At 37.7% G+C, this 23,208-nt stretch carries 15 protein-coding genes, 3 pseudogenes and 1 riboswitch; of the genes and pseudogenes, 12 read left to right on the forward strand and 6 right to left on the reverse strand.

What is annotated here, in order from left to right:
- Positions 1–125 precede the first annotated feature (125 nt).
- The 3 genes from BAOM_RS02965 to BAOM_RS02975 all read right to left on the reverse strand — a co-directional run bounded on the left by BAOM_RS02965 (position 126) and on the right by BAOM_RS02975 (position 3,251).
- Complete coding sequence (locus BAOM_RS02965) at positions 126–1,415, reverse strand: dicarboxylate/amino acid:cation symporter (protein WP_164853116.1); 1,290 nt, start codon at positions 1,413–1,415, stop codon at positions 126–128.
- Positions 1,416–1,557: 142 nt separating this feature from the next.
- On the reverse strand, positions 1,558–2,478 hold the full coding sequence (locus BAOM_RS02970; protein ID WP_306821288.1) for a ketopantoate reductase family protein: 921 nt from the start codon (positions 2,476–2,478) through the stop codon (positions 1,558–1,560).
- Between the two features lie 224 nt (positions 2,479–2,702).
- Positions 2,703–3,251 (reverse strand): 3D domain-containing protein, encoded by a 549-nt coding sequence (locus tag BAOM_RS02975; protein ID WP_127758984.1) that lies wholly within the window; start codon positions 3,249–3,251, stop codon positions 2,703–2,705.
- Positions 3,252–3,471: 220 nt separating this feature from the next.
- On the opposite strand from BAOM_RS02975, the gene BAOM_RS02980 reads away from it, so the two are divergent.
- Positions 3,472–3,903 (forward strand): ferritin-like domain-containing protein, encoded by a 432-nt coding sequence (locus BAOM_RS02980; RefSeq protein ID WP_127762423.1) that lies wholly within the window; start codon positions 3,472–3,474, stop codon positions 3,901–3,903.
- 43 nt (positions 3,904–3,946) lie between these two features.
- Here the strand turns inward: BAOM_RS02980 and BAOM_RS02985 are convergent, their stop codons facing one another.
- Positions 3,947–5,221 (reverse strand): S-adenosylmethionine decarboxylase related protein, encoded by a 1,275-nt coding sequence (locus BAOM_RS02985; protein ID WP_127758985.1) that lies wholly within the window; start codon positions 5,219–5,221, stop codon positions 3,947–3,949.
- A 208-nt stretch (positions 5,222–5,429) separates the two neighbouring features.
- Here BAOM_RS02985 and speD point away from each other — a divergent pair, with 208 nt between their 5' ends.
- The 10 genes and pseudogenes from speD (at position 5,430) to BAOM_RS03035 (ending at position 19,776) form a co-directional block, all read left to right on the forward strand.
- On the forward strand, positions 5,430–6,737 hold the full coding sequence (speD, locus tag BAOM_RS25305) for an adenosylmethionine decarboxylase (protein WP_306821289.1): 1,308 nt from the start codon (positions 5,430–5,432) through the stop codon (positions 6,735–6,737).
- Between the two features lie 195 nt (positions 6,738–6,932).
- A complete protein-coding gene (locus tag BAOM_RS02995) occupies positions 6,933–10,418 on the forward strand; it encodes a S8 family peptidase (protein ID WP_127758987.1) in 3,486 nt (1,161 codons plus the stop codon).
- 220 nt (positions 10,419–10,638) lie between these two features.
- Positions 10,639–11,970: an aminotransferase family protein gene (locus BAOM_RS03000; RefSeq protein ID WP_127758988.1), complete on the forward strand. Its 1,332-nt coding sequence runs from the start codon at positions 10,639–10,641 to the stop codon at positions 11,968–11,970.
- A gap of 198 nt (positions 11,971–12,168) precedes the next feature.
- A pseudogene (gene putP / locus BAOM_RS03005) lies at positions 12,169–13,601 on the forward strand (sodium/proline symporter PutP).
- Between the two features lie 168 nt (positions 13,602–13,769).
- Complete coding sequence (locus BAOM_RS03010; RefSeq protein ID WP_127758989.1) at positions 13,770–15,050, forward strand: ATP-binding protein; 1,281 nt, start codon at positions 13,770–13,772, stop codon at positions 15,048–15,050.
- A 38-nt stretch (positions 15,051–15,088) separates the two neighbouring features.
- The gene (locus tag BAOM_RS03015) at positions 15,089–16,225 is read left to right on the forward strand and encodes a DEAD/DEAH box helicase (RefSeq protein ID WP_127758990.1); all 1,137 of its coding nucleotides are present in this window, start codon (positions 15,089–15,091) and stop codon (positions 16,223–16,225) included.
- Positions 16,226–16,345: 120 nt separating this feature from the next.
- Positions 16,346–16,476: riboswitch (FMN riboswitch) on the forward strand.
- 153 nt (positions 16,477–16,629) lie between these two features.
- Positions 16,630–17,271, forward strand: coding sequence for a riboflavin synthase (gene ribE / locus BAOM_RS03020; protein ID WP_127758991.1), 642 nt, complete (start codon positions 16,630–16,632; stop codon positions 17,269–17,271).
- Positions 17,272–17,283: 12 nt separating this feature from the next.
- Positions 17,284–17,907 (forward strand): annotated as a pseudogene (ribB, locus tag BAOM_RS03025) (3,4-dihydroxy-2-butanone-4-phosphate synthase); the annotation flags it as partial.
- 37 nt (positions 17,908–17,944) lie between these two features.
- Positions 17,945–18,412: a 6,7-dimethyl-8-ribityllumazine synthase gene (ribH, locus tag BAOM_RS03030; protein WP_127758993.1), complete on the forward strand. Its 468-nt coding sequence runs from the start codon at positions 17,945–17,947 to the stop codon at positions 18,410–18,412.
- Positions 18,413–18,609: 197 nt separating this feature from the next.
- Positions 18,610–19,776: a DHH family phosphoesterase gene (locus tag BAOM_RS03035; protein WP_127758994.1), complete on the forward strand. Its 1,167-nt coding sequence runs from the start codon at positions 18,610–18,612 to the stop codon at positions 19,774–19,776.
- Positions 19,777–19,872: 96 nt separating this feature from the next.
- Here the strand turns inward: BAOM_RS03035 and BAOM_RS03040 are convergent, their stop codons facing one another.
- Entirely contained in the window at positions 19,873–20,721 is an 849-nt protein-coding gene (locus BAOM_RS03040) for a YihY/virulence factor BrkB family protein (RefSeq protein ID WP_127758995.1), read from the reverse strand.
- A 123-nt stretch (positions 20,722–20,844) separates the two neighbouring features.
- Positions 20,845–21,852 (reverse strand): rod-share determining protein MreBH, encoded by a 1,008-nt coding sequence (mreBH, locus tag BAOM_RS03045; protein ID WP_127758996.1) that lies wholly within the window; start codon positions 21,850–21,852, stop codon positions 20,845–20,847.
- A 247-nt stretch (positions 21,853–22,099) separates the two neighbouring features.
- Here mreBH and BAOM_RS24820 point away from each other — a divergent pair.
- Positions 22,100–23,149: pseudogene (locus tag BAOM_RS24820) on the forward strand (AbrB family transcriptional regulator).
- The last annotated feature ends 59 nt before the right edge of the window (positions 23,150–23,208 follow it).

A 23,208-nucleotide genomic window follows, 5' to 3' on the forward strand; every position in this document is an offset into this window, starting at 1 on the left:
TGTATAGTAAAACATGCTAGTTATTATCTATTATATATATAATGAAGAATCTATTAAATAAAGAAGGCTTGTCAGAATAAATAAACAGCTGCCCTTTAAAAAGGACAGCTGTTTTGAGAAGATATTTAGGCAGCAGTGTCTGCCTCTACGCTTGCTTTATTAGGATCAAATTCTTTTTCTGATTTAGAGATAACAACTGTTGCAACACCGTTACCAATTAAGTTTGTAACCGCACGTGCTTCTGACATGAAACGGTCCACACCTAATAGAAGAGCCATACCTTCAACAGGAATCATTGGGAATGCTGCTAATGTAGCGGCAAGCGTGATGAAACCAGAACCAGTTACACCAGCCGCACCTTTAGATGTTAGCATTAAAATCCCAAGTAGAGTGATTTCTTGCCAGATTGTTAAATCAACTCCGTAGGCTTGTGCAATAAAGATAGCAGCCATTGATAAGTAGATGGATGTACCATCAAGATTGAAAGAGTACCCAGTTGGTACAACTAACCCAACAACTGGTTTTGAACAACCGTATTTTTCAAGCTTGTTCATCATACTAGGAAGAGCCGACTCAGATGAAGATGTTCCGACTACAAGCATAATTTCGTGTTTGATGTAAGCGATAAATTTGAAAATGTTAAAGCCATATGCTTTTGCAATACTACCTAGAACAAAGACGATAAATAGGAACATTGTTAGATAAACGGCACCCATTAATTGAGCTAACGAACTAAGTGAACCAAGACCGAATTTCCCGATTGTGTATGCCATTGCACCAAATGCTGCAAGTGGTGAAATTTTCATTACCATACCTACAATTCCGAAGAAAACATCCGCTAATTGTTGGAATAGTGTGACAACTGGTTTTCCTTTTTCACCCATAGCTGCAAGTGAAAGACCAAATAGAATCGCAAACAATAATATTGGTAGCAATTGACCGCCAGCCATTGCTGCAACTGCGTTATCTGGAATAATGCTTGAAATAAAGGCGATAGCGCCATGCTCTGATTCTGCAGCCGCTGTTGTATATTGAGAAACATCAGCACCGGCGTCTTCTACAGCGCTCATATTAAATCCTTTACCAGGGCCCCACACGTTTACAACGATAATTCCAATAGCAAGAGCAATCGTGGAAACGATTTCAAAATACAATAAAGCTTTCCCGCCGATTCGACCAATCTTCTTCATATCACCCATGCCGCCGATTCCGATTACAACGGTAAAGAAGATGATTGGAGCGATTACCATTTTAATTAATTTAATAAACCAGTCAGCTAATACTTTTAACTCAGCACCAAAAGCCGGGAAGAAGTATCCAACTGCAATACCGAGAACGATACCAAGTACAACTTGAACTGTTAAATTTTTTAGAATTTTCAAGATGCATTCTCCTTTGTTATATAATAGGTTCATTACAACTGTCTACATTGTAACAGGTGAAGGAGAATGATATTTTTTTTGGTGATATTGTTCTTTTTGGTCTTTTTGTTCTGGATGTAAATGGTTATTTTAGCGTACGGAAAAGCTATCCCTATATATAAGGATAGCTTGAATTCTAATGTTCAAAAGGTTTAATAAGTCCATAAAGAGTTTCAATAACAGGCAATTGAATCCCAGCTTTATTGGCTAATCGTAAGGCACCGCCTTGTAAATGTTCGACTTCTAATGTTAAACCTTTTCGACGATCTTGGTGCATGGAAGAAGTAGATTCGTGTGGTAACGTTTGTAAATTAGTGACAGCTTGATTTAGTTGCTCTTCACTAATTGAAACGTGATACGCATTAGCTAGATTTTTCATCTCAATCAGCACTTTATGCAATAAGTTGAAAGTGGAAGGAGATTGCCGGATTGTACCGATTGGTAGATTCGCGGCGGTTGTTACGCCTGAAAAAGCTGTAATGAACATATATTTATTCCACATTCTCATCAGGATTTGTTTAGACTGACGAGCATCGATTACAGCTGTGCTCATCACTTGTTCCAGCTCTTCACAAAAGCCTGTTTGTGAAGGGTGTAAAGGGCCAAATATTAAGTCATGATTTTGGCTGGAATGAATCACATGACCTTTTTCGTTTAAGGTTGTGATAATATAAGCGAAGCCTCCAAGTACAGCTTCTTCTCCAAATTGCTCTTGAAGAATAGGAATATGCTCTAATCCATTTAAAAGCGGCAGGATTTTAGATCCACGTTCGACAAGTGTTCGTAAAGCGGGCAGGGTACCTTCTAGATGGTAGCCTTTTACAGAGAGAATAACTAAATCGGCATGTTCAATTTGATTAACATCTTCAACAAGATTTAGCTGATTAAATAGATAATTCCCATGTGGGCTTGTAATATGTAAACCTTCTTCTTCTAATTGGCGAGCGCGATTTTTACGAACGAGAAATGTAACATGCTGGCCAGTTTCTTCAAGACGAGCTCCAAAATAGGCTCCAACTGCTCCTGCTCCTACAATAACAATCTTCAAAATAAACACCTCTCCTACTAGTATTATGTAAATCATATCACATATTCAGAAAGAGATAACATAATTTTCCTAATGTTTAGATTTTATAGAGGGGTAACGGAACGTAAGATTTCTACTTCGAGATGAGGAGAAGTGGATAATAGAGAAGGGAGACTGTACTAGTCGAATATTGCTCTTTAATGTAACAAAAAACCGAATTGGAACGACATTGTTCACAATTCGGTTCTGTATAATTATTGATATACTTTGATTTTAACAGTTTTTACGCCCCAATTAAGAGCTTTAGATTTAGAAGAGATGAAAACATCAATCTTCTTTCCTTTGATAGCTCCACCTGTGTCAGCTGCAATTGCTGTTCCATAGCCTTCCACATATACTTTTGATCCAAGTGGAATCAACTTTGGATCAACGGAAATTGCTTTCACGTTTGGATTTTTCTTTAAGTTCAATCCTGTTGCAGTAATACCGCTGCAATTTTTACAGTTCGCTGTGTAAGCTGTTGCTTTCACAGTATATGTTTTGTAGCTTTTTGATGTAGATGCTTTTTTTACTGTCACTTTTTTTGTTGTTTTTGTAACTTTTAAAACTTGTTTAGGTTTAATTGTATTATTTTTAAGACCATTCCAGCTTTGAAGCTGTTTCACGGTTACGTTATGTTTATTAGCAATAAGCCATAATGTGTCGCCTTTTTTTACAGTGTATGTACTAGCGGCCGATGAAACTCCGGAAAACCCAAATACTAGAAAACAAGCTGTTATCATCGTAATTAGTGTTTTTTTCATAAATAATCTCCTTTGTTTTAAATCGTAGTCTTAGAATAACAGCTTAATGTAACAGCGGTGTTTCACTGGAATACTATTTTTATTACAAAAAGATGTCGAATAACGTCATTTTGTAATAAATGAAACAATGATATATATAACAAATTTTACTCACATTGGGTAATCACGTATTTATTGGAAGTGCATATCGTATGAAAAAGTAAAGAAAAGGGAGACTATGATGCATTATTACGCCATTAACAATAGGGGCCAGCAGTCCGTTTTGTCTAATCAGATTTTAAAAGCAATTAATGGGGAATACACGGCTATACATTGCTATGGAGAGATTATTCAGATGGCTCCATCACAGAAAGTAAGGGAAGTAGTAACAGAAATTCGGCAAGATGAGATTCGGCATTTTGAGACGTTTTCACAGGTGTATCAACAACTAACAGGCACTCAACCCCAAATTGAAAAACAACCTTCGTGCCCGCATTCGTATGTAGATGCAATTAAAGCAGCTTTTATAGATGAGCAAGAAACGGTTGATTTTTATTATGACATCGCTAGTGGTACAAGTGATTCGACGATTCAATCGGCTTTTAAAAGAGCAGCAGCAGATGAACAAAATCACGCTGTTTGGTTTTTATATTTTTTAATGGGACATCAATAGAAAAAAAGCTCTCTGCAAGAAAGGCCAGAGAGCTTGTCTTATATTATGGCTGCGGTTTATTTATTTTTTTCATTCTTTGTAATAGCAAACCGTCTGTTTGGTTATTTTCTCCTGTAATAAATGTTGGCATGTAATATTGTAAATATTGCCCATATTGATTGTTGGTTTTTAATAGCAGCTCATCCACATAATAAACCCCTTTTGGGATGGAATCTAATAAGAGAACGGTTAAAGCAGAATAGATGCCACAAGCTACTTGAAAATAAGTAGCGTTTGTTTTGTATTTACTATAAATGGAGTGATTATCCGTAACATTATACATATAGCGTTCTTTATCGGGATAGACGAGCAGGACGCCCACTAAATCTTCTCCTTCGAGCGGCGCCTCAAGGGGATCGAGAACTTTCATTTCATGGTCCCATAATTGCTGAACATGATCAAGCTTAGAGCGAATGAGTTCTGTCGTATGATCATTGACTTTATACAAAAAACCACTTTCCATATTATACAGCTGACCTAACGTATATACTTCTTCATGGGGCATTAAGCATCCATCAAACTGCTTGTCCCCTAAAGTAACCTGAAATTCAAGATTGTATACTTTTTCATATAAAAAGAGGGGAGTATGATGCTGCATGAACATCGGGTAACTGAGGATTGCTTCATCTAGGAAGCATTCAGGTGCCCAAGTTGTATAGATTACACCTGGTTTAGCGTATTGAGGATTCTTATAGAAGGAAGTGTCGTGCTCAACAATATAGCAGCCGAGCGGGGGCTCTGAGCTTTTAGTTAACAATTCGATGGCCATCCATTGTACAACACCTGGATTCATGCCTGAGCCAATAATCGCGGTCGTATTTAAGAATTGATTCTTATATGCTTCAAAATATCGAATTCTCTCAATCAAAGGAAATCCTTCATATAATTCTTCATTTTCATCAACCATAGCGCATTCTAAAGCGGAATTGACATACTTAACTCCAAGTTGATTACAGCAAGCAAGCATCGCGACTGTATCTGCCCATGATACATCAATAACAATGGAGGTTTGGGTGCGTGAGAGATGTTGGGTGAAGTGATCTGTATCTTGTAAATCAAATTGATGAATGACACATTTAGTAGAGAGGTTAGGGAATAAAGTGTGGTAGTAGCTGATATCTTTTTGCTTATTATCTATTAAATGGAGAGTAGAGTTCTGAATTAAGGGATGCAGCGGATCTTTTTTGTCGACCGCTGATTTATTTAAGATAGAAAGTATAGATTTGGCAACCCCGCCTGAACTTCCTAGAAGAGTGATAACTGTAGAGGTGTTATTCATTTAACATTCATCCAATCTTTGTTTTTTTTCGTAGGCTTTGTTATAGTCAATAGTTTTATAAACATAGCCTTTATATGAATATGTATGAATAATCAAAAGGGTATGGATGAATATGCTTAAAAATATTATTTAATAAAAATAGGGGATAGTACAAGCTGGACAACCGGTATAAGCATACAGTATGGAAAGTGAAGAAGGAAGTGATTCAGTGGACACAAAAGGACAACATTTTGTTATTGATGCGTTCCAGTGCCAGGCGGATATTTTGAATCAGGAAGATGTATTAAAGGAATTTCTTATAAAAGCAGTCGAAGATTTAGGGATGGAGATTTTATCTACTTATTTTCATTCCTTTTCACCCCAAGGAGTAACAGGTGTCATTGTGCTTTCAACGTCTCATCTCTCTATCCATACTTGGCCGGAACACGGGTACGCTGCTTTGGATTTATATACGTGTGGAGATCAAAAACTTTGGCCGGTATTAAGAGAGCTTTTGTTGAAATTGGAAGCGAAACGTGCTTCTGTTCATGAAATTGTACGTGGGCATGACATTGTTCATAGACCTTCTAGTATGAAGGAGCTGGATATTCTTTTGGATACTTTAGTGAAAGAAAAAAGTGATATCCGTGTAAAGAACGATATAGGAAATGGGTGGGATCGGGCTTACTTAAAGGCAACGCTGAAAGGCAATCATAATATCCTTTATAATGGATCGAGCCCATTTCAAGAACTTCTTCTCATTGAAACGATGGATATTCGACTATATTTAAATCAGGAGTTACAGTTTTCTTCTTTAGATGAAAGATATTATCATGAAGCGCTAGTATTCCCGGCTATGGAATTAGCAGCCTCTCCAAAACGGGTTCTTGTTTTAGGTGGAGGAGATGGACTAGCTGTACGTGAAATTCTTAAATATCCAAACGTTGAGCATGTAGATCTTGTTGATATCGATCCCAAAATGGTTCAGCTTGCTAAAACGCATCCAGCCCTGTTAGTTCAAAATGAGCGTTCTTTTTTAGATGAGAAAGTAACCGTTCATATCGAGGATGCTAAAGGCTATATCTCAGGACAGCTAGAGCCGTATGATGTCATCATTATTGATTTCCCCGATCCTAGTGATTCGATTATTAGTTCTTTATATACAAAGGAGTTATTTTCTAAGGTAGCGCTTCTTTTAGCAGAAGACGGTGTATTAGTGTGTCAATCGAACTCACCTGAAGAAGCACCGCGCTTATTTTGGAGTATTGGCAAAACGATTGAAGCAGCTGGTTTCTATACACGTGGATATAAAATCCTTGTTCCTTCATTTGGTGTATGGGGGTTCCATTTGGCGACAAAGAAAGAACTTTCAGAAGAAATTCCGGAGATATCTGTGCCGCATGAGGCCCTTCCAAAGAATATGACTCATTTATTCAATTTTTCTCCAACTATTTTATCTGAGAGACAGCATGCAATTGTTAATGAGGTAAGTAACTTAAGGCTGCATAAAGTGTATGAAGAAGAAATACAGAAATAGGGATAGCTTCATACAAATTTAATGAAAATAAGCTCTCTGCCTATTGAGTAGAGAGCTTATTTTGTTTGGAAAATGGAAATAGTTAATAATCCAAATTTTTAATCAAATGGCAAAGTTTTGTTTTATTTCCTGAAAATATCGAGTTGTATAGTATAATAGATTTATAAACTTGGATGTTAGCGGGAGGTTTTAAAGGTGAAAAGGATAAAAAAAGTTTTGGCTGCTAGTGGATTAAGTTCATTGCTTCTAGTATCTACAGCTATGCCTGCCAATGCGTATAATGAACAATCTAAGAGTGCTATATCCTCATTGTTATCAGAGAAGGAGACAAGCCAAAAGAAACAGCTAGAACAGAAAATACCTATGAGCAACGAGACGTTTACGATTAAGTATAGTAAGCCGATTTCAGCAGCAGAGCATCGCGCGTTAGGCGGGACTGTTGTTCGTCAATTTTCTCATCTAAACTATGCCGAAATCAAAGTGAAAAACAAAGCGAATTTAGGGGAAGTGATGCGAAAATATCAAAAGCTTGGAAAAGTAGAAAGTGTGAGTCCTAGCTTTTTGTATAAAAGTACTGCTTCTGTTGATCCAAAAGCGAGTCAACAATATCAACACACGATGTTGCAAATAGAAAAAGCTCAAAAATTAGCCGGTAAAAATAAAATTACCGTCGCTGTTGTGGATACGGGAACGGACTCAAAGCATCCTGATTTAAAAAATGCTCTATTACCAGGTTACAATGCAGCTAATCCGGCTAATCAACCAATTCCGATGGAACATGGCACGCATGTTTCAGGGATTATAGCGGCTGCAAAAAATAATGGTATTGGTGGATATGGGATTAGTCCAAATGTGAAGATTTTGCCTGTAGATGTGTTTGATGGGCAAGAAGGAGCAACAGATGCAAGTATAGCAGAAGGTATTCTTTATGCTGTAGAAAAGGGGGCTAAAGTCATTAATATGAGTTTAGGAGGACCCGGGACGACACCATTAATGGAAAAAGCGGTTCAAACAGCTATTAGGAAAGGTGTCATTATTGTAGCGGCAGCTGGAAATGAAAGCACGGATGCACTTAGTTATCCTGCCGCATATGAAGGAGTTATTAGTGTAGGAAGTATTAATGAGGACAAGCAATTATCTTCGTATTCAAATTATGGTCCATCTGTAGATGTTGTAGCACCGGGTGAAAACGTTTATAGTACGCTGTATGACAAGGGCAAGAAATCTACTTTTATGAGCGCAAGCGGCACATCAATGGCATCCCCTGTAGTGGCAGGAGTCGCAGGGCTTTTATTGACGAAATATCCAAAGCTGACACCGGCTCAAGTAGAATATGTTTTGGAGAAAACAGCGGATAACCTTGGAGCTTCAGGTTTTGATACGACATATGCTAATGGGTTAGTGAATCCCGTTCGAGCATTATCTTTTGATATGAAGAAATTACCTACATATGTAAAGGAAGAATGGACGAAGACAGAAATTCTAGCTAAGGCAGAAGCGGTTGATGCGACTAAACAAGTAGTTAGAGAGGGCGCTATTACAAAGCCTTTTGAGCAAAAGTGGGTTAAATTTGAGGTCAAAAAAGGAGAGTCTATTCAAACGCTAGTAGAAGGCTCTAAGCAATATGATTATAAGATTATTGGCCATTTCTATGGCAAACAAAATAAGATAGAATCGTTTGAAGTTAATCAAACACAAGATGGAAGCTCAGAAGCGAAATTAATACAAGCCCCTTTTGATGCGACTGTAGTTATTGGTGTAAAAGATGTCAATGCAAGTTTTGATGACAGCGGAAGCAAGCGGTCTACTTATAAGTTAACAGTCAATAAAGCTGCTAAGTTGCCGGAAGACGAAACAACGATTGAAAATATGATACAGGTTGATCGTCTGCCTTATAAGTTACCTCAACCTTTTACTTTAGCAGGAGAACAAGGTGATTATGATTATTTTAAGCTAAAAGTAGATAAACAACAGCTCGTTCAAATCAACCTTTCTGCTATTCCTGGTTTAAACACTGATATTGGCGTTTATAATCTGGCTAATTTCTTTCCTGAAGAAAGCACGGAAGAAGAGCAGATGAGTGAGGAAGACAAACAAGTTTTATTAAAAGAGTTACTAGAAGGGGAAGGCGCTATTAAGGGAGAATTCTATGCAAATAGTAACGGGATAAGCCAAGGAGAAACATTAACATTTGTGGCAGAGCCTGAACAGGAATATGTCATTAAAGTGGCTGGAGATGCGGTTAGTTCTAATCTAATAGAAATGCTGTTAAATATGTTACTAGGATTGGATACTGCGCTTGAAGTACAAGAAAAACAATCTTCTTTATTACCTTATCAATTAGAAATAGTAGGTAAAGAGACGATTGAAGATGAAGATTACTTAAGTAAAGATATGCTTATGGGGGGAAGCGGCAACGCTTTATTACCTGAATTAGATTTAGTGGATGTGGAGAAAGAAGCAGGTGAATCTATTATTGATGAACAAACGGATATGATTCAGACGATTCTTGAAAATGCTCGTCCATATGCACTTGGGAAACAAGCCTCAGGTTATATTCAAAACGATATGGATGAGGATTACTTTTTGATTGAGCCAACTGAATCCGCTCTATATCAATTTGAATTGAGCAATAAAAGCGGCACCATTCCTGTAACAGAAATTCTTGAAATTGTAGAAGAGGAAGATGAAAAAGGAGAACCAATTCTTTACACCGCTCCTGTTGTGACGAACGTGGCATTAGAAGGATTTAGTGTGAAAGCGAATAAACAAATGTATACAGGACTGCAACGCGGGAAGCGATATATTGTAAAAATGTATAGTGATACGCTGTTGGTTTCAAGTGCTGTTTCATTTGATCCTTACCACCTATCATCTAAGAAATTGAATACAAATGTAGAAGATCAATATGAACCAAGCGATTATAAAAATGTGAAAAAGCTGCCTGGAACATCCTTTAAAGGGAACTTTGCGATGCCAAATGATACGGACGTCTTTTATTACACAGCAAACGAAACAGGAATCAAAGCCATTTCTGTGGAGCCTTCTAAAGTAACAGCCAACATGAAAGCAAAATATCAGAAGGCATTTCTCAATGAATATAAAGGAGTAGCAGCGGTTATTGAAGATACAAATAAAAACCGTACATTTGATCCAGATAAAGATCATGTAATATCTGTTATCCAAAAAGGAACTCAAGGATTTTCGAGCGGTTCATTTAAGATGGTTAAGGGCAAAAGTTATCTTATTGAGATAGCGGGGATAAATGATACAAACCTTGTTTCCTCTATTGTACCTTACACATTTAATTTAGTTTCCATGACTAAAAAAGATGGATCTACGCTGAAAAAGCCAATTAACATAAAGAAACAAAGCACGCTATCTCATTCTTCTAAAGGGTATTTTAATGCGGGAGTCACAGGTGGAGATACCGACTATTATAACTTTGAATTAAGTAAGAATGCATCAGGAAGCATTCAGTTAATTGCAGGTAAAGAAACAGATGGTGTAATTAGCCTTTACCAAAATGGCAAGCGTATTAAACAATCTGATCTATATCTCCAAGGTGATACGGAAGTGCTGAACCTTAGTTTGAAAAAAGGGAAGTACCAAATTAGAATCAGTGATGCTAACGGTCAAGCGAGTATTAAGCCGTATACATTAAAAGTGAATATGAAATAAAAGAAACAACTATGAATGTACTAAATTGTTGATAAATATAGTGGATAGTCCAAAAAAAGCTGATTCAGCTAGTCATCGTATAAAGACTAGTTTGAATCAGCTTTTTTGCATGGCTGGGAAAACGTGTACGTTCGCATGTTCGAGAATTATGAACATATATTTACAGGTAGAAGTGACTGATATTATTTGAGCACGTTACAGAAGGGATGGGTGTTTCTGATTGAATGAAAAAAACGATATACAAGAATTAATTCATTTAGATAAAAAACATTTTATTCATCCGACGTCTTCTATTGCCCAGCAGCAAGCAAATGGCCCAAGTGTGATTTTTACAGAGGGAGAGGGGATTTATTTAAAAGATATACAGGGGCATTCTTATATAGATGGAATGAGCTCACTTTGGAACGTAAATGTAGGGCATGGTAGAAAAGAGTTAGCGGAAGTCGCGAAGCAGCAAATGGAGAAGCTTGCATTTAGTTCGTGTTTTTCTACTTTTAGTCATGAACCAGCGATTCGATTAGCAACGAAGATTGCCTCGCTTGCCCCAGGGGCGTTAAATGCCGTTTTTTTTACCTCAGGAGGTTCTGAGGCGAATGATACAGCTTTTAAGCTGGCTCGTCATTATTGGTTATTAAAAGGAAAGCCAAATCGTCAAAAAATCATTTCTCGAACGAAGTCGTATCATGGTGTGGCGATGGGAGCGACTAGTGCGACTGGGTTGAAGCCATTTCGTGATTTTACGAATTCACTTGCGCCTGATTTTTATTATGTAGACGGCTCTTCGATTGAAGAGTTACGTAATTTGATTGAACAGGAAGGTGCGGAGACGATTGCGGCTTTTATTATTGAGCCGGTTCAAGGAGCAGGGGGAGTGAACTTTGCCCCTTCAGGATATATGCAAGAAGTGAGGAGAATTTGTGATCAGTATGGTATTTTATTCATTACGGATGAAGTGATTACCGGATTTGGTCGAACAGGTACATTTTTCGGTGTTGAGCATGATGGGGTAATACCAGATATGATGTGCTTTGCTAAAGGAGTGACAAGCGGCTATGCACAATTAGGCGGCGTTGTGCTTTCAGAAACATTGCATCAAGAGTTGATTTCACTTTCACGAGAGACATTGTTTCATGGTTATACGTATAGCGGCCATCCGATGGCTTGTGCTGTTGCTTTGAAAAATATTGAAATCATTGAAACAGAAAAACTAGTGGAAAATGCCAAGCTTCGGGGAGTAGATTTACTAAGTGGTTTTCAAGAAATTCAAAGCAAACGAAACATCATTGGGCATGTGCGAGCACTTGGACTAATCGGTGCTATTCAAATAGTTAAGAATCGACAAACAGGAGAAAGATTTCAGACACCGGTGGCCCCGCTTATTGTTGCCGAAGCTATGAAACAAGGGCTTATTTGCCGTGCTGTAACATTTGACCAGGATACTGTTGTCTTTGCCCCTCCACTGATTATTACAAAGCAAGAAATAGCCAAGTTAATTGGGCGGTTAGATAAAGCCGTAGCTGCGGTTGAACGGGTCCTTCAGAGTAAAGACTAGGTAGTTCGAGTTCCTCCCTCATGTGCCGCTGATTATAAGAAATGAAATAACTGGATGCTTTAAGAAATTTCTTAACATTTGATTTTATTTCTGATAAGCTTATCTAATGGAAAAGACTTTATTGTACAAAAGTGTTTGTGGCAGATTGAGGGAGGAGCTATTTTGGATTATGGAGTAATAATATCAATTGTGATTTATATGGCTGCCATGCTTTTAATTGGCTTTTATGCTTATAAAAAGACGGCAAACTTAACAGATTATATGCTGGGTGGAAGAAACCTAGGTCCAGCTGTAACGGCATTAAGTGCCGGAGCTTCTGATATGAGTGGTTGGCTATTGATGGGCTTACCTGGTGCAATGTACCTGAGTGGAATTAGTGCCGGGTGGATTGTAGTAGGGTTATGTATGGGAGCTTATTTGAACTGGGTATATGTAGCTCCAAGGTTACGAACATACACGGAGGTCGCAAACAATTCAATCACGATTCCAGATTTCTTGGGCAACCGTTTTCGTGATGATTCACGTATACTAAAGGTAACGTCAGCGTTTGTTATTTTAATTTTCTTTACCTTCTATACTTCTTCAGGAATGGTAGCGGGGGAGAGCTGTTCCGTGTTGCATTTAACATGGATTATCGATGGGGAATTTGGTTAACAGCGAGTGTTGTTATTCTTTATACGTTGTTTGGCGGTTTCTTGGCTGTAAGTTGGACAGACTTTGTTCAAGGAACAATCATGTTTATTGCTTTGATTTTAGTACCGACTGTGACGATTGTGAATATCGGTGGCGTATCTGAAACATTTGGTGAGATTCGTTCGATTGATCCGAACCTTTTACATGTTTTTCAAGGAACTTCTGTTATTGGGATTATTTCTTTATTAGCGTGGGGACTTGGCTATTTTGGGCAACCGCATATTATTGTTCGTTTTATGGCAATTTCTTCGGTTAAAGAAATGAAGACAGCTCGTCGAATTGGTATGAGCTGGATGATTTTCTCTACTGTCGGGGCGATGTTTACTGGTTTAGTAGGGATTGCGTATTTTAGTTTAAATGGCAATCCACTTGGCGAGAAAAATGCGGAAACCGTTTTTATTGTTCTTTCTAAAGAGTTGTTTCCAGCGCTTATTACGGGGTTCCTACTAGCGGCTATTTTAGCTGCGGTGATGAGTACGGTTGCATCTCAGCTTCTTGTATCGGCAAGTGCTTTAACGGATGATTTCTATAAGCAATTTATTCGTCCGAATGCATCAGAGAAAGAATTAGTTCTTGTTGGGCGACTTGGGGTATTAGCAATTGCCATTATTGCTTTAGTGCTTGCATTCAATCCAAGCGATACCATTTTAAATCTTGTTGGATATGCATGGGCAGGATTCGGTGCTGCGTTTGGTCCGGTTATTTTACTTAGCCTATATTGGAAGCGAATGACAAAATGGGGTGCGCTTGCGGGGATGATTGCAGGTACGATTACGGTTATTGTCTGGGATCAAATTGATCGATTTGCCGAAGTATACGAAATTATTCCAGGTTTTATTGTTGGGATGATTGCAGTAGTTATCTTCAGCTTATTATCAGTTGAACCTTCGAAAGAAATGAAAGAAGAGTTCGATCAAGCAGTAGACAAATTAACATAACAAATGATATCTATTTGTTATTTAATCGCTTTTTTATTGGTGTTCTTTATGAAAAGGTCTTCAAATTGTTGAAGGCCTTTTCATATGTGCATATATTACAGGCTGTCAGTGAATATATAGGTTGGAGAGCAGGAGATAATAGATGTATTAATATATACAGGGGGATGTATGGATCACTCACGGAAAATTGCATTAAAAGTTTCTGCTATATATATAATTTTAGGTATTTTATGGCTTGTTGTTACCGATCATATTTCGATCAAGCTTGCTCAGAATAATTATCAATTATTTATTACTTTTCAAAATTCAAAAGGTTGGTTATATATCATAATAACTGGAGCTGTTTTATATAGTACGATAGTGTATTGGACAAAGAAACTATTGAATTCGCAAAAGGAACTACAGGTAAGAGACGAGCAATACCAATCTTTGTTCATGTATAATATTGATGCTGTTCTAGAGTTGAATCTTAAAGGGAAAGTTATTTCAATGAATCCGCAAGCAAAGGCTTTATTTGGATATGATCTAGAAGGATTAAATAAACATTCAGCGAGTATGCTCATCAATAGTGAGGACCTTGGTAAAGTGATTCATTGTTATAGACGAGCAACTAATAAAGAGGCTTTGGATTTTGAAACAGCGATTCGAGATGCAAAGGGAGAGATTAAATTTACGCGTTGTTCTTTTGTCCCTATTATTATCCAAGGAGATGTTATTGGCGTTTATGCAATTGCCAGAGATGTTACGGGTCTTCGCAGAGAAGAAGAGCTATTGATTATGTCAGAAAGAACATCTGTAATAGGTCATTTAGCTGCAGCGGTTGCTCATGAAATCCGTAACCCGCTTACCTCTTTAAAAGGCTTTATTCAGTTGATGCAATATACGAGAGAATTGAATGATGAGCATCTAGATATTATTTTGCAAGAGGTCGAACGTATTAATACCATTTCAAGTGAACTATTGATTTTAGGGAAAACGCAAGAAGTCACTTATAAAAAAATTGATGTAAGAGAAAGTATTCGACAAGTATTTACACTGATGACAGCACAAACAAATCTTGATAATGTTGAGTTGTGCTATGAAGAAGTTCCACGGCCTGTTCTTATTATGGCTGATGAATCGCAGATGAAGCAGGTATTAATTAATATTATTAAAAATAGCATTGAAGCAATTACAGAACATGGGAAGATTAACGTTGTGTTAAGAATAGAAAAAGATACAGCTGTTTTAACGGTTCAGGATAATGGGATTGGGATGGAGCCTGAACGATTACAACGGATTGGTCAGCTTTTTTATTCAACAAAAGAAAAAGGTACAGGTATTGGGCTGGCTGTATGTCAAAAGATTATTCATAGGCACCATGGAGAGATTTTCTTTAAAAGTGAAAAAAACAAGGGAACGTTAGTAACGATTCGGATTCCACTAGCAAAGGAACAAGTGGTACTATAAACTAGGTAATTGATTTTTTTAGATAAAAGGAGAAGAAAATGAGCAATACACCTGCATTACTTGAAAAGATGAAACCATTTATCCAGCAAGCTTGGAATAAATCGGGCTTTGCCCAAGCAACTCCCATTCAACTGAAAGCTATTCCGCAAATTATGGAAGGAAAAGATGTAATCGCTGAATCACCAACGGGAACAGGAAAGACACTTGCTTATTTACTTCCGTTACTTGAAAAAATAGACCCTGATCAATCATCCCCACAAGCTCTTATTCTGGCTTCCTCTCGTGAGCTTGTGATGCAGATTAATGAAGAGGTTCGTATTTGGTCACAAGGCAGCAGTATTAATGGTGCGGCATTTATTGGAGGCGCAAATGTGAAGCGTCAATTAGAAAAACTAAAAAAACGCCCTCAAATTATTGCTGGGACACCAGGACGTATACAGGAACTTATTACTCAAAAGAAGTTAAAAATGCATGAAGTGAAAACGATCGTGTTAGACGAAGGAGATCAATTGCTTGTTCCAGAGCATCTTACAACAATCCGTAATATTGTGAAGACAACGTTAAAAGATCGCCAAGTGATGATGTTTTCGGCAACATTACCACAAGAAATAGAACAAGCAGCCCGTGCCTTTATGAATGAGCCTGTTACGATTAAAGTCGATAAAAGTGAGAAAATGCAATCGAAAGTAGATCACATGTACTTTGTTGTAGAAAAACGTGATAAGTTCAAAATTTTAGAGAAAATTTCTCGCTTAGAGGGTATGAAAGGGCTAGCCTTTATCAATGATATCGGAGAGCTCAATGTTATTGGAGAAAAGCTAAAATATAAAGAGGTTGAAGTGGGGCTGCTTCATGGAGAATCTAACAAAGTAGATCGTGAAAAAGCTTTACGTAAATTGAAATCAGGCAAACATCCACTGCTTTTAGCGACAGATGTAGCGGCCCGCGGTTTAGATATTAAAGGATTAACGACGGTCATTCATGTTGATTTAGCAAATAGCATAGATCAGTATGTACATCGCTCTGGTCGAACAGGCCGCGCGGGCGCAGATGGAACAGTGATGTCAATTGTTACGGAACGAGAAGAGCGTGAATTAAAGAAGATTGCTCGTGAACTGGAGCTTTCTCTACAAAAAAAAGAGTTTTATGCTGGACAGATTGTAGATGCAAAATAAGTGAACCATACAAGCGGAAGGCGAATTTATTCTTCTTCCGCTTTTAGCAGTTATGAGATTGAGAGTAAGTAATTTACAATATAACTTTATCGTGATAAACTAACTGTAAGTTATAAATAGTTTGTCCTTCGGGGTCGGGTGTAAATCCCAACCGGCGGTGATGAAGCAATTCTAAGCCCGCGAGCCTTTTTAAGGCAGGATTTGGTGAGATTCCAAAGCCGACAGTAAAGTCTGGATGGGAGAAGGACGTGTGGAATTTTTTAAAATGTATGAGTGTATCCTTTAAATTTTGAGAACTCGAAGTTAAAGGTTTATTTAAGTATACATTTTTTTCACCATATACTCCCGCAAACCCTGTAGGTATCTCTATGGGGTTTTTATTTTTCGGCAAAAGAGGTGAAGACATGTTTACTGGAATTATTGAAGACATCGGTGTTGTTCAATCGTTAAAGAAAGGCAAGCAGAGCATGGAGATAACGATTTCTTCAGAGAAAATTGTGGAAGATGTTCATCTTGGAGACAGTATTGCAGTAAATGGTGTTTGTTTAACCGTTACTTCTTTTACAACTAATACATTTACTGTTGATGTAATGCCAGAAACGGTAAAAGCATCGTCTATCCAATTATTAAAACCTGGTTCTCCTATCAATTTAGAAAGAGCAATGAGTGCACAAGGCAGATTCGGTGGTCATTTTGTTTCAGGACATATTGATGGGACAGGGACGATTATTAAAAAACAACCGAAAGAAAATGCCGTGTACTTCACAATCGAGCTTCAAGAAGGCTTGAGTCAATATTGTATCCCAAGAGGTTCTGTAGCTATTGATGGAACGAGCTTAACTATTTTTGATATTCAGGGCAACCTATTAACAGTTTCATTAATTCCGTTAACGTTTCAAGACACGATTATCGGACAGAAAGGTGTAGGGGATATTGTTAATATCGAAAATGATATGATTGGTAAATATATCGTGCAGCACCTACAGACAAATAAACCAAAACAATCATTAACCAAAAGTTTTTTAGCTGAAAATGGATTTTACTAAGAGGTGAGTAGAGTGTTTAATACGATTGAAGAGGCATTAGCAGATTTAAAAGCAGGAAAACCAATTATTGTGGTGGATGATGAAAATCGTGAAAACGAAGGGGATTTTATTGTTCTAGCGGAAAAAGCAACCCCGGAAGCGATTAATTTCATGGCTACATATGGAAGAGGTCTTGTTTGCACAGCGATTACTGAAGAACGCGCACAAAAGTTAAATTTACATCCGATGGTTGAGGTAAATACCGATCCACATGGTACGGCTTTTACAGTAAGTGTTGATCATAGAAGTAATTCAACTGGCATTAGTGCTTTTGATCGTTCGATTACAGTAAATGCTCTTCTAGATGATGAGGCTGTAGCCGAGGATTTTAAACGCCCTGGTCATACTTTTCCAATTGTAGCAAAGGCGGGCGGTGTGCTGCAAAGAGCAGGCCATACAGAGGCTGCGGTCGACTTAGCTAAATTATGTGGAGCAGCTCCAGCTGGAGTGATTTGTGAAATTATGAAAGAGGACGGTACGATGGCACGAGTGCCTGACTTAGTCAAAGTTGCAGAAGAATTTCAATTAAAATTTATCACGATTGCAGATTTAATTCGTTATCGTAAACAACAAGCTTCACGTGTAACAGCTGAAGTGAACTAAATCATACTGAATTATATTAGGGGGAACGAAAATGGGACAACATTTTGAAGCACAGTTAATTGGAACAGGATTAAAAATTGGTATAGTAGTTGGAAGATTTAATGAATTTATTGTGAGTAAGTTATTGGACGGAGCGCTTGACGGCTTGAAGCGTCACGGTGTAGAAGAAGCAGACATCGATGTAGCTTGGGTACCGGGAGCTTTTGAAATTCCTTTAATCGCAAAGAAGCTTGTTGAAACAGGAAAATATGATGCCATCATTGGGCTTGGAACAGTAATCCGCGGTGCAACAACTCATTACGATTATGTATGTAATGAATCAGCAAAAGGAATGGCGAGAGTGACGTTAGATACAGGAGTTCCTGTTATTTTTGGCGTAGTTACAACGGAAAATATTGAACAAGCAATTGAGCGTGCTGGTACAAAAGCTGGAAACAAAGGATATGATTCTGCTATTTCGGCTATTGAAATGGCTAACTTGGGTAAATTAATCGGATAACATAGGGTTAGGAGAGGTTGTTCCATAAACTGGGGACAGCCTCTTTTATTTGGTATGGATTAGTTTGATTTAATGAAAGTACCGTCATTCAAAGTATTACAGCAATCTAATAACATGTTAAAATACATACGTAATGAAGCAATAATTCCTTTCTTTCGGGGAAAAGTAATATATATGGATTTTGAGGAGGGGTTTATGTGTACCATCTCTTTACACATAATGATTTAGATGGTGTCGGCTGCGGTATTGTTGCTAAGCTTGCCTTTGGGGAAGATGTGCAGGTGAGTTATAATTCAATTGGTCGATTGAATTACCAAGTTGAAGCGTTTTTGGAGCAAGCAGATAAAGAACAAAGGTTGCTAGTAACCGATCTTTCTGTCAATGAAGAGAATGAACAAAGAATCTCACAGTTCGTTGCGAATGGTGGTAGTGCTACATTAATTGATCATCATAAAACAGCTCTACATTTAAATGCACATCCTTGGGCGAATGTGACAGTTGAACGGGAAGATGGAAAGTTAGCGTCCGCTACTTCTCTGTTCTATGAATACGCAGTTCAACAAAATTGGCTTTCTCGTTCACAAAACGTAGAGGAGTTTGTTGAATTAGTTCGTCAATATGACACGTGGGAGTGGGAAGCTAATCAGAATCTCACAGCGAAACGGCTAAATGATCTTTTTTTTATGTTTTCTATCGAAGAGTTTGAGGGAAAAATTACGAATAAGCTAGCTAATGCTGATTCTTTTGATTTTGATGAAGTAGAGGAGACTTTATTAAAAGTAGAAGAAAGTCGGGTCGATCGATACATAAAGAGAAAGAAACGTGAAGTATATCAAGTAGCGGTTGGACCTCATGTGGCAGGTGTTGTTCACGCTGAATCCTATCATTCCGAATTAGGAAATGAGTTATCGAAAGAATATAATCACTTGGATTATATTGCGATTGCAATGGTCGGCAGTAAACGATTAAGTCTACGTACAATTCATGATGATATTGATGTCTCTTCAGTAGCAGGTAAATATGAAGGAGGCGGCCATCAAAAAGCTGCAGGCTGCAATTTAACAGAACAAGCTTTTAAACAATTTATTGAGCAAACGTTTTATTCAGAGCCGATTAAGCGTGATGCACACAATAATCAAATCAATCTAAAAGAATCTCAAACAGGTTCCTTATATACGACAAAGGATAAACAACTCCTTTTTCTTAAACCGAATGAACAGAATGAGTGGGGCTTAGAAATCAATCATAAACAACAAAGTCAAACGTTTACCACTTTTCAAGAAGCGGAAAGGTATATTAAACGCAGATTCGGTGCTTGGCTCGCTTATGATGAGCCGTATGAGGAATACATAAAAAAAGCATAAACATAAGGAGAAAGAGGATGTCTACAGGGCATCCTCTTTCTCCTCGTGTTTTGTTAAATAACATATAAACCAACACTATTCATTAACATAGCCTTCTTAAAAAAAGAAATGCCTTGTTGTTTTAGAATGTGGTGCTGTATGATTTCGTTGTAAAATAGCGTTGATTTCTCCACCGATAATGAGCGCTAATCCGGTTAAAAATAACCAAAGCATTAAGATGATGACCCCGCCTAAACTCCCGTATGTAGCAGAGTAGTTTCCAAAATTGTTTACATAAAAGGAAAAGCCAAATGAAATGAGAAGCCAAAGAAGTGCGGCCGTAACAGCTCCAATCCAAACATGCTGCAATGGAAGAGGCTTACTTGGAGCAATTTGATATAAAAAAGCTAGTACAATCGAGATTACAACAACGGCAATGACCCAGCGTAACAGATGGAAAAGTCTTTGGCCATAATCCGAAATTGGAAATAATTGATTGACGAAATCAAGGAGAACCTGACCAAATACAGGCAAAGCAAGGGCTACAATAAAAGCTAATATGATTCCAAATGTTAAAATAATAGAAAGCAAACGAGTCATGATAAAACTCCTTGTTTCTTGTACCTCAAAAGCAATATTCATCGAATGAATAAAAGCATTCATCCCATTTGAAGCAGACCAGATGGTGCCGATAATACCGATTGTTAGCAGACGGCCATTACGTTCACTTAAAATAGTAATAATCGTTTCTTCGATGAGTTGATTCGTTTCTGAAGGAACAAAATCATGCAGAAATGTTAAAGCAGCTTGGGGATTGATAGATAAATAAGGCAAAATAGAAAGTAATAAAATAAGCATCGGAAAGAGAGAGAGTAAATAATAATAGGCTTGTTCAGCAGCGAGTCCGGTTACACGATCAACCTTGAGTTTTTGGATAAGCTGTCTTCCAAAAGTGAACCATGTCATTATAAGATCCCTCCTGCATTAGAAAATGTGCAAGGTAGTAGAAGTGTTAAATTTAACCTTAAAGGAAGGAAAGGGCAAGGTCAATATAAAAAGGCTGCCCAAACATGTATGGGCAACCTTTCATTAGTTAATCTTTTTTTGCAATTGATTAATAACATCAAGAGAGCGGCCTGTACCAATGACAACAGCTTCAAGCGGCTGAGCAGTAAGGTGAACAGGGACGATAATTCTTTGGGACAACCATTCTTGCAGCCCGTTAAGGAGTGCGCCTCCACCAGTCAGTATGACACCTTGGTCGACGATATCTCCACTTAACTCAGGCGGTGATTCTTCTAATGTCGCACGAATAGATTCTAAAATACGTAGTAAGGATTCTGTCATAGCTTCTTGAATTTCTCCAGACTGAATGGTCATCGTTTTTGGAAGACCTGTGACAAGGTCACGCCCGCGAACATCTAAAGAGACAGGTGAATGATCAATTGGTGCATAGCCAATCTCCATTTTTATTTGTTCAGCTGTTTGTTCACCAATTAACAAATTATAGGTTTTACGTACGTATTGTATAATATCTTCGTCTAATTGATCGCCGCCAACTCGAATAGAGTGACAAGAAACGATGCCGCCATATGAAATAATGGCTACTTCAGTTGTTCCTCCTCCAATATCTACAATGACATTAGCAATTGGTTCTTCTACCGGTAAATCCGCTCCGATGGCCGCGGCTACTGGTTCTTCAATAAGATGAACACGCTTGGCTCCGCAGCTGCTTACTGCATCTTGAATAGCCTTTTTTTCAACCGTTGTTGCACCGAACGGTGTACACACGACAACGTTAGGCTTACGCATAGCTACTTTTACAGAATTCGTAGCTTTCTTCATAATATGTTTAAGCATCTGTGCAGTAATATCAAAATCTGCAATGACCCCATCTTTCAATGGACGGACTGTTCTAATATGGTCTGGAGTTTTTCCAATCATTTCTTTTGCATCCAATCCAACGGCTAACACTTGATTCGTATTTAAATCAATAGCCACAACAGATGGTTCATTAAAGATAATCCCTTTATTTTTACTATAAACTAATGTGTTGGCTGTTCCTAAATCAATGCCAATTTCTGTGTTTTTAAACAATATAGTCACCCCTCTAAGAGTTTTGACCCCCGAAATATTATTCTACCTAAAGATAGGATTTTGTGGGGGTTTTTCTAGCTGGTAATTTAAACCTTTTTCATAAACAACTATGTTTGTTATGAATTAAGAAAAATATTCATTTCATATTTTGTGCTAGAATAGAGAAATAAATGGTGAAAAAGAAGGTATCGTAGTGAAGAAGATAAATGAGAGTATACGAGAAAATCAAACGATAAAGACGATTATTGTGGCTCTTCTCGCTTTTATAGGAGGTTATTTTTTCGAACGTTTAGGTGTGTATTTACCGTGGATGCTAGGTCCGCTTTTCGTTATTTTAATTGCTAAGTTGAAGTTCGGCCATTATTTTTATTGGTCAAAAAATTTAAGAAGCCTCGGGTTAATTATTTTAGGTGTTCAACTAGGAAGTGCTTTTACAAAAGAAGCGTTGGCAGAGATGCTTCATCATTTACCGATTATGCTTTTGTCAACGGCGGTCATTACCGTATTTACTGTACTAACAGGGCTATTGATTGCAAAGTGGATGAACATTCGTCCAGGTACGTCATTGTTAGGAAGTTTTCCAGGCGGGTTATCTCAAATGGTCATATTAAGTGAAGAATTAAAAGGTGTAGATGAAACAGTTGTTGCCTTTATGCAAACACTTCGAGTGATTCTCGTCATTTCGATTGTGCCGTGGCTTGTTACACATGTATTGTCTGATGATGCGGTTGCGGTTAGCCCTATTACGCATGAGCAGTTCTTTTTACTTTAATATGATTGGAAGTTTGCCCTATTATTATTGCTTGTTCTTATTGTGTTTATTAGTCTTGGTAAGAAAATTCATTTTCCTCTTCCGCATCTATTAGGTCCTTTATTGGCGGCTACTTTGTTCAATTTGGTTGGTCCTGGTGCTCCGGAAGTGCCTAGCTTTTGGTTGAATCTATCGCAATTAATGATTGGAGCACACTTAGGATATACGTTAAAAGTAGATAATCCACAGTTGTTTAAGAAAATGTTCGGTATTATTTTTGTAAGTAACGTTCTATTAATTGCTTTTTGCTATGGAATGGCTGTCTTTCTAGGCCATTATGTTTCTATACCTGTAAATGAGCTATTTTTAAGCCTTGCTCCAGGCGGAGTGGCAGAAATGTCTGTGACGGCCTTATCGGTTCATATCGATGTTTCAACGGTAACGAGTTTTCATCTGTTTAGAATTTTGTTTATTCTTTTTTTGATTTCTCCGCTTATTAAGTGGGTAGCGCTAAAAAAATCAGTAGTGTCCGATCATAAAGTTTGATATACGGCTTACGTATATGGTGCTGTGGATGTTTGACTTATTTGTGTCAGAGTTCGATA

This window comes from Peribacillus asahii (assembly GCF_004006295.1).
GTDB classification, from domain to species: domain Bacteria; phylum Bacillota; class Bacilli; order Bacillales; family DSM-1321; genus Peribacillus; species Peribacillus asahii_A.